11 protein-coding genes are annotated in these 12,517 nt (G+C 57.8%); 7 read left to right on the top strand and 4 right to left on the bottom strand.

Annotated features, from left to right (window positions below; translation table 11 throughout):
- The first annotated feature begins 2 nt into the window (after window positions 1-2).
- Both B3M32_RS09730 and B3M32_RS09725 read left to right on the top strand, forming a co-directional pair.
- Window positions 3-1,853: a DUF4954 family protein gene (locus B3M32_RS09730; protein WP_290746042.1), complete on the top strand. Its 1,851-nt coding sequence runs from the start codon at window positions 3-5 to the stop codon at window positions 1,851-1,853.
- A gap of 24 nt (window positions 1,854-1,877) precedes the next feature.
- The gene (locus tag B3M32_RS09725; RefSeq protein WP_290746039.1) at window positions 1,878-2,468 is read left to right on the top strand and encodes a M48 family metalloprotease; all 591 of its coding nucleotides are present in this window, start codon (window positions 1,878-1,880) and stop codon (window positions 2,466-2,468) included.
- A 12-nt stretch (window positions 2,469-2,480) separates the two neighbouring features.
- Here the strand turns inward: B3M32_RS09725 and B3M32_RS09720 are convergent, their stop codons facing one another.
- Window positions 2,481-3,851: a sodium:solute symporter family protein gene (locus B3M32_RS09720; protein WP_290746036.1), complete on the bottom strand. Its 1,371-nt coding sequence runs from the start codon at window positions 3,849-3,851 to the stop codon at window positions 2,481-2,483.
- A 127-nt stretch (window positions 3,852-3,978) separates the two neighbouring features.
- Between B3M32_RS09720 and B3M32_RS09715 the strand changes: the two genes are divergently transcribed.
- Complete coding sequence (locus tag B3M32_RS09715; RefSeq protein WP_290746033.1) at window positions 3,979-4,971, top strand: hypothetical protein; 993 nt, start codon at window positions 3,979-3,981, stop codon at window positions 4,969-4,971.
- A 15-nt stretch (window positions 4,972-4,986) separates the two neighbouring features.
- Here B3M32_RS09715 and rpe read toward each other — a convergent pair whose 3' ends face one another.
- The 3 genes from rpe to B3M32_RS09700 form a co-directional block, all read right to left on the bottom strand.
- Window positions 4,987-5,637: a ribulose-phosphate 3-epimerase gene (rpe, locus tag B3M32_RS09710; protein ID WP_290746030.1), complete on the bottom strand. Its 651-nt coding sequence runs from the start codon at window positions 5,635-5,637 to the stop codon at window positions 4,987-4,989.
- Between the two features lie 68 nt (window positions 5,638-5,705).
- Entirely contained in the window at window positions 5,706-6,827 is a 1,122-nt protein-coding gene (dnaN, locus tag B3M32_RS09705) for a DNA polymerase III subunit beta (protein WP_290746027.1), read from the bottom strand.
- A gap of 3 nt (window positions 6,828-6,830) precedes the next feature.
- Entirely contained in the window at window positions 6,831-6,983 is a 153-nt protein-coding gene (locus B3M32_RS09700) for a hypothetical protein (protein WP_290746024.1), read from the bottom strand.
- Between the two features lie 62 nt (window positions 6,984-7,045).
- On the opposite strand from B3M32_RS09700, the gene B3M32_RS09695 reads away from it, so the two are divergent.
- From B3M32_RS09695 to B3M32_RS09680, 4 genes are all read left to right on the top strand, one after another.
- Complete coding sequence (locus B3M32_RS09695; RefSeq protein ID WP_290746021.1) at window positions 7,046-7,315, top strand: hypothetical protein; 270 nt, start codon at window positions 7,046-7,048, stop codon at window positions 7,313-7,315.
- Complete coding sequence (locus B3M32_RS09690) at window positions 7,312-8,142, top strand: M23 family metallopeptidase (RefSeq protein WP_290746018.1); 831 nt, start codon at window positions 7,312-7,314, stop codon at window positions 8,140-8,142. The genes B3M32_RS09695 and B3M32_RS09690 overlap by 4 nt, the downstream gene beginning before the upstream one ends.
- A gap of 115 nt (window positions 8,143-8,257) precedes the next feature.
- On the top strand, window positions 8,258-9,223 hold the full coding sequence (locus B3M32_RS09685; protein WP_290746015.1) for a hypothetical protein: 966 nt from the start codon (window positions 8,258-8,260) through the stop codon (window positions 9,221-9,223).
- Between the two features lie 160 nt (window positions 9,224-9,383).
- The gene (locus B3M32_RS09680) at window positions 9,384-12,491 is read left to right on the top strand and encodes an Rne/Rng family ribonuclease (protein WP_290746012.1); all 3,108 of its coding nucleotides are present in this window, start codon (window positions 9,384-9,386) and stop codon (window positions 12,489-12,491) included.
- Window positions 12,492-12,517 lie beyond the last annotated feature (26 nt).

Raw genomic sequence — 12,517 nt, 5'->3', positions numbered from 1 at the left:
AAGTGCTGAAGAATAGTTTTTTGCTGTCTTTGGCAGAAGGATTCAAGGCGGCGAAGGCTACGACCGGCAAGTTCCGTGCCCTGACCGCCGACGAAATCGCGGCGCTCGAAAAGAACGGGAACCGCTGCGAGGACTGGTCCCGAGTCCTGGTCGAAAACAATTTCACGCCTGACCGCATTCACAATTCCGTGTTTATGGGCGATGTGCGCTTGTCCGCCTTTTACGGGACGCTTCTCTTGCCGGGCGACGTTTCGTTCCCGACGGGTATTTATGACTGCATGGTGCACAACTGCATTGTCGAGAATGCGCTAGTGTACAAGGTGGCCCTGTTGAGCAACGTCCTTGTGCGCAGCAGCGCGGTTGTGCAGAACGTGGGTTCGCTGGTGAGCAGCGGCAAGATCAACTACATGATCGGTACGTCCATGACGGTGGGTAACGAAATGGGCGGGCGTTCGGTGAAGGTGTTCCCCGACATTTCTACCGACCTCGTCGACATGCAGCTGTTCCACAAGGCCGAAGCCGACGTGCAGAAGTCATTTGACGAGATGCTCTCGCAGTTCCGCGAAGATGTCGCGCTGCCGTTCGGCGTCGTGGGCAAGGGCGCCGTCGTGAGCAATACGAATATCGTTCGCAACAGCTGGATAGGCTCGCATGCCCGTATCGAGGGCGCGGCCAAGATCCGCAATTCCGTGATTCTCAGTTCCCTCGAGGAATCGTCGCATATATACGATTCCGTGATTCTCGAAAACTCCAACGTGCAGACGGGCGTTACCGTGCATACCGGTGCCGAGGTGCAGGGCTCCGTGCTGATGACGCGCACCAAGATAGGTTCCAAGGCCATCGTGAAGTCGTCCATTATCGCTCCCTGCTGCCATATCGAAGAAGGCGAAGTGAACAGCACGTACATGGGCCCGCTTTCGCAGATGCACCACCATTCTCTATTGATTGCCGCGCTCTGGCCTACGGGCTGCGGCAACCTGGGCTACGGCGCGAATGTCGGCAGCAACCACACGGGCCGCATGCCCGACCAGGAGATTATGCCGGGTCAGGGGATGTTCTTCGGCCTCGGCGTGAATGTCAAGTTCCCCGCCAATTACCGCGAATCCCCGTTCACGCTCATTGCGAGCGGCGTGACCACGCTTCCGCAGCGTCTCAAGTTCCCGTTCTCGCTTATCCGTCCGGGCGACCCGCAGCTGATGGGAGTGCCCGCGCGCCTGAACGAGATTGTGCCCGGCTGGAACTATGCGCGCAACGCCTATGCGCTCGACCGCAACATGTACAAGTATTCCGTGCGCGGCAAGGGAGTTGTCTCTGCGGCGTTCTGCAGCATTTTCAATGCCGATACCGTGCGGCAGGTGTTCGATGCCTATAACCGCTTGCAGGTGTCGCAGGTGCGCGACGTGTATACCAAGGAACACATAGACGGGCTCGGCGAAAACTTTATGCGTGAACGCGTCCGCCAGGATGCCCTGCGCGCCTACCTGGAATACCTGGAACGCTACGTGCTCGACTTGATTATCGCGCTTGTAGAAAACGATTCCCAGCTCGCATCGCAATCCCCCAGGGAACTGCGCCGCCTGCTGCAGGGCGACATGAACCGCGAAGTTTCCCGCGTGTTGAACTTGCCCGATACGTTCGACGACCTGCTGAAACGCTATCGCCAGCTCGAGAAGGAATGGTTCGACAGCGTGGTCCACGGCCTGGATCGCGATATCAAGCGCGGCCGCGAAATCTTTGACGACTACGACGACGCGCACCCGATAGACAAGGGATTCCTGGATTGGGAAAAGACCCGGTTCGAGGAATCGGTAAAGCGCCTGAACGCCGTCCTCAAGAATTCGCCCAGGGCGTAGGCTTGCGGGGCGGGGCCTGTTGAAATGCTTTACGCGCTTCTCGGCATAGAATTCGTATTGCGCCTTTGCGTCGAAATTCGCGAGCGCCGTATTACGCAGTTGCGTGGCGGCGTCTTTGCCGTACTGCGGCTGATTCCGCTCGTAAACGATATTGTCCCGTTGCCGGAGAGCAGGGCCGTCGCGGAGGGTGCGGGAAGTACCGAAACGGCGGGAAGCACGGGAAACGCTTTTGAGAAGATGCACGAGCAGGGCCACAAGTTCCACCACCATGCCATACTGCGCAACTTGTTCAAGATTATCCTGCTGCTTTTGGCGGTGTGGCTTTTGGTAGGCTTGCCGGTACGCACGGGAATGCCCCTGTGGCAGGCGGTTCTCTGGCTGCACCTGGCGGCGGTGCCGTTCCGCGTGATATTCCATCTGTATTGCTGGAACCAGGAATACGAGGCGGACAGGTACGCGTTCGACAAAACCGACAGGAAGGTCGCGAAGCATGCCATGCGCGCCCTTGCCGAAACCGAGATTCCCTATACCAAGCTTTTCGCGGTGCTGTACCGGGAACACCCTACGGCGTCTTCGCGCAGCTACAGGCTCCTGCACAAAGAGATTAAGGCCTGAATCTAGGAAGAGTTAGATGTTGCGGACCTTGCCCAGGGCGAGGCATGCTGCGTTCACGACGAATGCGGCGATCATCAGGATGTCGCCCGTATGGGCGCCGAGTCCTGCAGGCAAGAAGGAGAGCGGCGGGCAGAGCTTGCCCGCGAGGGCGAAGGTTCCGCCCGCGATTATGGCCGCCGCCACGAACTTCGGCTTGGCCCTGAGCCCGAGCAGGCCCCACAGAATAGGAACGGTAAATGCACCCGCGTAAATGGCGAGCGCAAGCAATAGCGTGCCGATGATGTCGGTGAACACGAGCGCGAGCAACAGCGCCACGATGCCGTTCACGAAAATGACGAGGCGCGCCTTCGCGAGCTGCCTGCTGTGCCCCACGCCGAACAGTCCGCAAAGGATAACGGAACTGCTGAGGAGGGTGGTATCGGCGCTACTCAGCACCACGCTCAAAAGCGCGAGCGCAAAAAGCGGAATCAGCGGCTGCGGTAGTACTTTGTCTGCAATCGCCGTGATGCGCGCGCCCTGCACGCCCTCGATGCCCGTACCGGATACCGCGAGGAACCCGATGATGAACGCGACCGGGACGAGCGTGCAGGCGGCAAGCCCGATGGCCCTTTTCGCGGTGGCCACGTCTTTTGCGCAGAACATGCGGCTGAAAATGTCGGGCCCCGCCGTGTAAGTGGTGCCGTAGGTAAGGATAAGCAAGAAAAGGTCGAGTGGCGAGAAGTTCGCGTTGAAGGGGAAGGCGGGCGCGTTCTGCAACATGGCCAGCGCGGTCCCGGTTCCCGCAGCAGCCGATGCGCCGGCCCCGCTAAACATCGCGAAACCCGCGAGCACTACAAGCCCGAAGATTATCAGGCACGCCTGCAGAAAGTCCGTACGCAAGATGGACTGCTGGCCGCCCGCGAGCGTGTATCCCGTGAACACTACCGCCGAGACAATTGCGGCCGTCGTGTAGTCGAACGCCGTGAAAGTCATCAGGAGCTTTGCCGCCGCGATAATCTGCGCCGCCACGATACCTGTCCACGCGACGGGAATCACGATGGACGCCACGAACTTCGGGCCCTTCCCGTACAAGGACTCCACCAGGTCGGGCAACGTGTATTTGCCGAGCGAGTACGCCTTGCCCGCGAATGGAATGAGCGCGAGTAGCCCGAGCGCCCCCACGAGCATGAACCAGCTTGTCGCCCCGCCGAGCCTTGCGCCGCTATCTACCGCCCCGATGACGGCCGACCCGCCGAGGATTGTCGCCACCAGGCTCCCCGCCACCGCGCGTACGCTTGCCCGCTTGCGCGCAACGAAAAAGTCGGGAACGTCCTTGACGCTCCGCGCGCTGTGCCCTGCGATAAGCAGCAGGATGACGAGGTATAAGACAAGTGCGATAGTCATTTCGTGCCAAAGATAGAAACTTGAAGCGATTTCAAATAATATTCGACGTTCAGGTAGTTGATGCCCTGGCGCTTGCATTTGCCTCTTTAGTCCCCAATTTTGTATATTCTCCCACGAAGAGGTTTTTATGTACCGTTTTTCGTGCATTTTTTATTGCCGCCTGGCTGCTATCCTTTGCGTTTTCCTTGCTGTTCCCGTTCTCGCCTTCGATGTCTCGGTCAAGGCGAACGTCGATAACGCCCAGGTGTTCGTGGGCGACATGTTCAATTACGAAATCCAGGTGACTGCGCCCGAAAACGCCATCGTGGACCTGCCGAGTTTCGTGGGCAACCTCGGGAGTTTCGAGGTCAAGGAAATGAAGAACGAGAAGGTGACCGAGGGTATGCCCAAGGGCACCGCGAAGTTCGTGTGGCTCGCGACGCTCAACACGTTCGTGAGCGGCGACTTCCTCATCGCGCCGCAGCAGGTGAGCGCAGTCGTCGGAACCGATACGGTCAAGACGAATACCGACCCCGTGGCGGTGAAGGTCGCTACCCGTACGACCGGCGAAGAGACGGATATTTTGGAAGTGGAAGACCCGCTCGACGACCCGCGCCTGCCTCAGTGGCTTTATGTTTTGCTGATTGTCTTGGGCGTTGCACTGCTGGTGTTCCTCGGCTGGTTCCTGCATAAAAAGTTCGCGAAGCAGGGGGCTGCCCCGCGCCTGCCGCCGTACGAAGAGGCTGTGCTCGCGCTCAAGGAACTGCGCGCCAAGAATTACCTTGCCGAAGGGAACCAGGGCGACTACTTCATGGCTCTCGGGTTCATCACCCGCCGTTACATAGAACGCCGTTTCGAGACCGATATCCTGGACGCGACTGTCGCCGAACTCAAGCAGCGCATGTCGCACGTGGCGGGGCTCCCGCAGGCTTACAAGGAATCGGTGGTGACGCTCGCCGTAGAGACGGAACCGGTGAAGTTCGCGAAGATGAAGCTCGAGGGCGAACGCTGCCGCTTCTGGGACGAATGGGCCGACCGCCTGCTCGAAGATACCAAGCCCACGCCGGAAACCGAACGCGACGTCAAAAACGATACGAAGGGCCCCGCGAAAAACGACGCCGGGAATGTCTCGAAAAAGTAACGCTGCGTTACGGCGTTACTGACAAACTTTGTCTACAAATTCACGGCAGACCGATTCAGGATCGGGCTTGCCGAATATGGCGGAACCGACCACGAACACGTTCGCGCCGGCTTCCTTGCACTGCAAGATGTTGTCGAGCTTTACGCCGCCGTCTATCTGGATGTCCAGTTCCGGTTTCATCTGGCGCAGTTCGCGAATCTTGTCGAGGCAGTACGGAATCAGGCTCTGGCCGCCGAATCCCGGGTTCACCGACATGATGAGGACCATGTCCACGATGCCCAGCACGTGCTTGATGCTTTCGAGCGGTGTCGCCGGGTTGATGGCGACTGCGGGCTTGACACCGAGTTCGCCGATCTGGTGCAGCAGGCGGTCCAGGTGGTTCGTGGTTTCGGCGTGGACGCTGATGATGGACGCCCCGGCCTTCGCGAAGTCGGCGACATAGTTTTCGGGATTCGAAATCATCAGGTGGCAGTCCAGCGGGAGACTCGTGCCCTTCTTGACGCAAGCGGAAATGCCCGGGCCGAAACTGATGTTCGGTACGAAGTGCCCGTCCATGATGTCGAGGTGGACCAGGCCGGCGCCGCCTTTTTCTATGGCCTTGAGGCCGTTTCCGAGTTCGAGGAAATTCGCGTTCAAGACGCTGGGTGCGATGATTTGCTTCAACATGTAAGACAATTTAGAAAAAGGCTCCGCTTTCGCGAAGCCGTTTGTTTAATTGGACTGTACTCCCGGGGCTAGTCGTCGGTGAGGTGCGTCGGCATCAGCAAGAAGCTGAAGCCCATGTCGTCGCCCACGGGTTCGATGATGCAGGCGCCGATGGGGTTGTTCATCTTCATGATAGTTTCTTCGCTCTTGCACATGCCGAAGATTTCGGTGATGTAGCGTCCGTCGAAACCGATGCTGAAGGAACCTTCGCCGTTGTGCGTCACTGCGAGCGCTTCGCGGGAATCACCGCCGACATCCGGGTCGCTGGCGCTGAGTTCCATGGTGTTGCCGTCGATCTGCAGGCGGACCTTGTGCGTACGTGCGTTCGCCATAGAAATCACGCTGCGCATCTTGTTCTGGAACTCGACAGTGTTGAGCTGCACGGTGCGTTCGAACGACTGTGGGATAACGGCGCGGTAGTTGGGATACGGGCCTTCGAACAGCTTGGAGATGACCTGCGTGTCGCCGGTGCTGAAGAGGATATGCGTGGCGGAGGTGCGGACTTCGATGGTGGAGTCGCTCTTGGCCATGTGCAAAATGTACTGCAGCGCCTTCTTCGGGATGATGGCTCCGTTCGTGAGCGTGGCGCCTTCGCGTTCGAGGGTGGCACGGCCGAGACGGTGGCCGTCGGTGGCGATCATGGAAATAATGCCGTCCTTCGCCTCGAGGAACACGCCGTTCAGGCTGAGGCGGATGGAGTCCGTGGAGCAGGCGAACATCGTCTTTTCGGCGAGGAATGCGAGCTCGGTCGTAGAGAAGGAGAGGGATTCGCCGTCGTCCACTTCGGGGAGCGGCGGGAAGTCGCTGGCGTCAAAGCCGGTGATGGAGGCCTTGCCGTGTTCGCTCCACTGGATCTTGGCGAGGTAGTCCTGCACGTCGACGCTCACCATCGTGATGCTCGGGTCGACGAGGCTTTTCACGAGGTCGAGCAGCTTGCGGGCGTTGATGACAACCGAGCCGTCACGTTCGCCCTGGACTTCGACCTTGACCCTGATACCGAGGTCCAAGTCGGTCGCGCTCACTTCGAGGAAGTTGCCTTCCAGGCGAAGGGCGAAGTTGTTGAGAATCTGAATGGTCGACTTGTTGGGGACGGCGTTGATTGCGGACTGCAATACGTCGAGGAACATGTTCTTTTCAATCTGGAACTTCATACGTTATGCACCTCTTTGGATTAAAGTCGTTCCTACGAAGAATACAACTGCGATGACCGCCAAGGCCACGATGATCCACTTGTTCATGGAATTGGTCTTTTTCGGCACAAAATTTTTGGCGTTCTGTTTGGCGCGCCTGCGTTCACTTCGGCTCATTTTGGGTCTCCATTGTTTTTACGCATTAAAACTACTATTTTTTAGGGCGAACGAGGTCTTTTATGAAAGAAACGACGCTAAATAAGCTAAAAAATAAAGCTACGGGGATTGCCTCGGGCGCTCTTTCGCGAGTGGAGCTCGTGACGGAGGAAAACCGCCTCAAGACAAAATTCCAGGCGTTGGGCCAGAAAGTCTACCTTGCCGTGCAGGGCGACCTGCTGAACGCCATGAAGGATGATCCTCTTGTGGTGGCCCTGCTGGGCGAAATCGAGGAGACCAAGAGGAAAATTGCCGAACTGGAATCGAAGATAGCGGGCAAGGAATCCACGTGAGGAAGGTAGAGATACATGTGTTCCCGGACAAGACCTCGGGAAGCAAGAGCTACAGGGTCTCCATGGCGACGTTCGTCGTCTCCATCGCATGCGTCATCTTCGCGGCCGCGGGCTTTATCATGTTTTCGCCCGACCACATTCTCGACAACCTGTCGAACGGAAACGTGCTCGCCGTGTTCCGCCAGAACAAGACTATCAAGAAGGAAATCAAGGAAATCCGCGAGTCTGTGGACGAGTCCATCTTGAAGGCCGAAGAAACCAGGGTCCTGCGCGACAGCACGCTCTACAAGGGCGGTCTCGGGTTCGTGCTCGGTGAATCCGGTGTCGAGGGTGCGCCCGACGGCAAGGCCCGCAAGAGCCTGAACGAGGTCGAGGCCACTTTCCGCAGGCTGGAACACCGTCTTTTGCAGGATTCGGCGCTCGCCGCGAAAGTCCCCGTAATCCATCCGTTCAAGAACGGGCACGCGATAAAGAACCGCTTCGAGATGATATACGACCCGTTCACCGAACAGGACTTGCCGCACCGCGGAATCGACTACGTGGCAGAAGTGGGCGATACGGTGGTGGCTACCGGAGGCGGCACCGTGAGCGAAATCCGTTCGCATCGCGGGTTCGGTCTTTCGATGAAGGTGGAGCACATGCCCAAGATACGTACGTTCTACGCGCACCTGGGCAAACCGCTGGTGAAGGTGGGCGACAAGGTGCGCCGCGGCCAGCCGATAGCGGTTATCGGCGAGAGCGGCCGCGAATCGAGCGTGGCGCTGCATTACGAGATTCGCGTAGACGGAGTCCCCGTGAATCCCGAAGACTACTTTATTACGAAGTGATTGTGTGGGGTTAGAACTTGGAGCTTAGAGGTCATCCCCCGAGAGAAACGAGGGGGATCCATCCGGTTCTAAACAGGCGCTTGGGATGTGGTTGATGATTGGAGGGAGGTTTACTATGAAACAGGCTCCGTTTGAACAGAATGTCATCGCGATGGTGTGGGATTGCGACAAGACGCTTATCAGCTCTTACATGCAAGATCCCCTGTTCCGCCGCTACGGTATAGACGGCAAGAAATTCTGGAGAGAAGTCAATGCGCTTGTACCGCAGTACAGGGCGCAGGGAATTTCCGTGAACGCAGACACGGTCTACCTGAACCATATCCTGACCTACGTGAAGGCCGGGATTTTCAAGGGCCTGAACAACGCGATGCTGCGCGAGTTCGGGAAGGAGCTGGAATTCTATCCGGGGCTTCCGCAATTCTTTGGCGAGGTGAAGAAGCTTGTCGAAGAAGATCCCAAGTACAAGGCCTTCGACATCCGCCTGGAACATTACGTTGTTAGTACTGGATTCGCCGAGACGATTCGCGGCAGCGCGATTGCTCCCTATGTAGACGGCATATTCGGTTGCGAGTTTATCGAAGACGTACTGCCGCCGGGATTTTTGGATTCTGCGTACACAGAGCCTGCGGTGCACGGGAACGAGATTGCCCAGGTCGCCTGTGCTCTCGACAACACGTCGAAAACGCGCTACCTTTTCGAGATCAACAAGGGCAGCAACAAGTATCCCGATACCATCGACGTGAATTCTTCCATTGCGCGTGAAAGCCGCCGCGTCCCGTTCGAGAACATGGTCTACGTGGCCGACGGCCCGAGCGATGTCCCGGCGTTCAGCATTCTCAACTATAACGGCGGCAGCACCTTTGCCGTCTACCCGAAGGGCGACGTGAAGGCCTTTCGCCAGGTCGATTCGCTCCGCAGCGACAGGCGGGTGCAAATGTTCGGGGAGGCCGATTACGTACAGGGATCCCAGTCGTGGCTGTGGCTTACCGAAAAGGCGCGTGCCATTGCCGATTCCATAGTGGAACGCAAGAAGGCGGCTATCCGCAGCAATGTGGGCGCCCCGCCGACGCATTTGTCCTAAGCCCTGCCGGGGGAATATCCCCCTATTTTGGTCGGTTTCTTTTTGCCGTTCTTACAATCTTATTATATTTATACCGCTTTGAAGGGGGCGTTCCATGTTCGTGGAGGGCCCTTTTGGAGCTATTTAATGATCGAGTTTTGCTTTACTTTTAAGGTTCTTAATGACGAACAAGTGTAAACGCGGGATTTTGATCAGCAAGACTCCCTACGAGAAGCGTTTCGCCATCATGGAGGATGGTGAACTCGCCGAGCTCGTCGTCGAAGGGATGTCTACTGACCAGATTCTTGGCAATATATATAAGGGTGTTGTAAAGAAGGTCGTTCCGGGTTCGAAGCTCGCCTATGTCGATATCGGGCTCGGGGTGGACGGCGTGCTGTACCAGGACGACGTGGTGGACCGCAAGACATCGTTGAACCGCAACTTCAACGATGACGATGACAAGGCGTTCGACAATGCCGCCATCGAGAAGGTCTTGCGCGAAGGCGACGAAATCATGGTGCAGGTGACAAAGGAACCTGCCGGCAACAAGGGCGCCGTGCTGACGATGCGCCTGCTGTTTGCGGGCAGCCTTCTTGTCTGCATGCCCGGGACCAACTTTATCGGCGTTTCGAAGCGCGAACGCGACCAGGCGAAACGCAGCGAGCTGAAGAGGCTCATCAACCGCCTCAAGGCCCGCGACGTAGGCTATATCGTCCGCACCGAGGGCATGAACGCCTCCGAAGCCGACTTGCAGCAGCAGATGCGCTGCCTGGAAGAAAAGTGGGCGAGGACCAAGGACAATTTCGAGGACGGGACTGTCGGAACCTGCATCTACGAGGAATCCGATTCCACGCAACGCGCCGTCGGGGAATATTTCAACGAGAACACGGACTATGTCTACATAGACAACCGCGACGAGTATTTCACGTTGCGCGACCACCTGAGGGAGGTCGCTCCGGACATGCTGGACAAGGTCAAGCTCTGGAGCAGCAACGAAAGCCTTTTTGAATACTTCAAGATAGAGAACGACTACGCCCGTTCCCTGCAGCGACAGGTCCCGCTCCCGCGCGGGGGCAACCTGGTAATCGAGCAGACCGAGGCCCTCATGTCCATCGACGTGAATACGGGTCCGAAGGTGCACGGCAAGGACCAGGGCAAGATCATCCTCGAAACGAATGTCGACGCCTGCCGCGAAATCGCGAAGCAGCTGCGCCTGCGTGACGTGGACGGCATTGTCATTATCGACTTTATCGACATGGAAACCGATGCCGACCGCGAGACCGTGTACCAGGAATTCTGCAAGGTGGCCCGCCGCGACAAGGCGGATGTCATCCCGTCGCCCATCAGCCAGTTCGGCCTGATGGAAGTGACCCGCCACCGCATCCGCGAAATGGCCGGCAAGACGCATTTCTGTCCAGTATGCTACGGCGGCGGACGCATCGCCACGCTGGAATCCGCGCTCGGCATGATCGACCGCTGGATGGCCCGCGCCCATGCCAAGGGCAACCTGAAGAACGTGACTCTCGTGGTGAGCGCTCCTCTGGTAGAAGTCCTGGTGCGAGACCGCGCCCGCATGCTCCACTACCTGGAGTTCAAGCACAGCATGAAGGTCGAACTCATCGAAGACGACCATGCGCAGGTGAACCAGTTCTGGATGTTCAATTCCGAGAAGGAAGACATTACCGACCTCTACAACTTTGCCGAGATGGACAAGGCCGACATGCCTTCGCGCCCGCCGAAACGCCGCAACGAACGCGGCCGCAACAAGGTGAAGCGCGAAATCCTCATCAGCAAGACCCCGTACGAAAAGCGTATCGCCATCATGGAAGACGGCGAACTGGCGGAACTGGTCGTAGAGAGCGTGTCTTCGACGCGCGTGCTCGGCAACATTTACAAGGGCGTGGTGCAGAAGGTGCTGCCCGCGCTCAAGGCCGCCTTTATCGATATCGGCATGGAGAAGGCCGGGTTCCTGCACCAGGACGATGCCATGGACCGCAACGAGCTGCTGCGCCGCGAATACGGCGACGACGATGACGAAGGCGGCCCGTCCAAGGAAATCTCTATCGACAATATCCTCAGGGAAGGCCAGGAAATCATGGTGCAGGTGGTGAAGGAACCGATAAGCACCAAGGGTGCCCGCCTTACGACCCACCTGAGCTTTGCCGGACGATTCCTGGTGTGCATGCCCGGGACAAACTTCATCGGCGTCTCGAAGCGCGAACGCGACCCGGCCAAGCGCCGCGAGTTCAAGAAGGTGGTGCGCCGCCTCAAGGCCCGCGACGTGGGCTACATCGTGCGTACCAACGGCCTTATCGAATCCGAATTCGAAATCCAGAAGCAGATGCGCGAACTCGAAAGCAAGTGGGAACAGACGAAGTTCAACTTCGCGAACCAGCCTGCCGAGACCTGCATCTACGAGGAATCCGATTCCATCGAACAGACCGTGCGCGAATACTTCGGCGAAAATACCGACTTCGTGTACATCGACAACCGCGAGGAATATCTCGCCCTCCGCGATTACCTGAAGGTGCTTTCTCCGGACAAGCTGAACAAGGTGAAGCTCTGGAACAAGAACGAAAGCCTGTTCGAGCATTTCAAGATCGAAAACGACTACGCCCGCTCCCTGCAGCGCCGTATCCCGCTCTACAACGGCGGCAACCTGGTAATCGAGCAGACCGAAGCTCTCGTGTCTATCGACGTGAACATGGGCAAGAACCGCGGCAAGGACATGGGCAAGTTCGTACTCGAGACGAACCTGTACGCCTGTCGCGAAATCGCGAAGCAGTTGCGCCTGCGCGATGTGGGCGGCCTTATCATCATCAAGTTCCTTGTCATGAATTCGGATGCCGACCGCGAGGCCGTGTTCCAGGAATTCCGCAAGGCGATTCGCCGCGACAAGGCGCCTATCAGCCCGGCGCAGATAGGCCAGTTCGGCGTGATGGAAGTGACCCGCAAGCGCGTCCGCGTGAACCTGATGACCGAAAAGACGGAACTCTGCCCGATATGCCGTGGCGGTGGCCGTATCGCCACGCTGGAATCCACGCTCGGCATGATTGACCGTTGGATGGCCCGCGCCAGTACCAAGGGCCGCATGCGTGAAGTTACTTTGGTTGTAAGCACTCCGCTCGTGGACGAACTCTGCAAGAACGATTTGAATATCTACCGCTATCTCGAAGCGAAGCACAATATGAAAATCAACATTGTCGAGGACGAATACGCCCACGAGAACCAGTTCTGGATGTACGACAAGAACAAGGAAGACATTACGGACCTCTACAACAACGTGTAGTCCCGCTGCCGTTCCCTGTTACAGCA

The organism is Fibrobacter sp. UBA4309 (assembly GCF_002395745.1).
GTDB lineage: Bacteria > Fibrobacterota > Fibrobacteria > Fibrobacterales > Fibrobacteraceae > Fibrobacter.
The sequence above is the reverse complement of the archived record's forward strand: the minus strand, read 5'-3'. Positions and strand labels throughout refer to the sequence as shown.

What these genes read in the sequence shown, in the direction of transcription:
- B3M32_RS09725 (WP_290746039.1), top strand. Translation starts at nt 1,878, where the DNA reads ATGCTTTACGCGCTTCTCGGCATAGAATTCGTATTGCGCCTTTGCGTC.
- B3M32_RS09720 (WP_290746036.1), bottom strand. Translation starts at nt 3,851, where the DNA reads ATGACTATCGCACTTGTCTTATACCTCGTCATCCTGCTGCTTATCGCA.
- B3M32_RS09715 (WP_290746033.1), top strand. Translation starts at nt 3,979, where the DNA reads ATGTACCGTTTTTCGTGCATTTTTTATTGCCGCCTGGCTGCTATCCTT.
- rpe (WP_290746030.1), bottom strand. Translation starts at nt 5,637, where the DNA reads ATGTTGAAGCAAATCATCGCACCCAGCGTCTTGAACGCGAATTTCCTC.
- dnaN (WP_290746027.1), bottom strand. Translation starts at nt 6,827, where the DNA reads ATGAAGTTCCAGATTGAAAAGAACATGTTCCTCGACGTATTGCAGTCC.
- B3M32_RS09700 (WP_290746024.1), bottom strand. Translation starts at nt 6,983, where the DNA reads ATGAGCCGAAGTGAACGCAGGCGCGCCAAACAGAACGCCAAAAATTTT.
- B3M32_RS09695 (WP_290746021.1), top strand. Translation starts at nt 7,046, where the DNA reads ATGAAAGAAACGACGCTAAATAAGCTAAAAAATAAAGCTACGGGGATT.
- B3M32_RS09685 (WP_290746015.1), top strand. Translation starts at nt 8,258, where the DNA reads ATGAAACAGGCTCCGTTTGAACAGAATGTCATCGCGATGGTGTGGGAT.
- B3M32_RS09680 (WP_290746012.1), top strand. Translation starts at nt 9,384, where the DNA reads ATGACGAACAAGTGTAAACGCGGGATTTTGATCAGCAAGACTCCCTAC.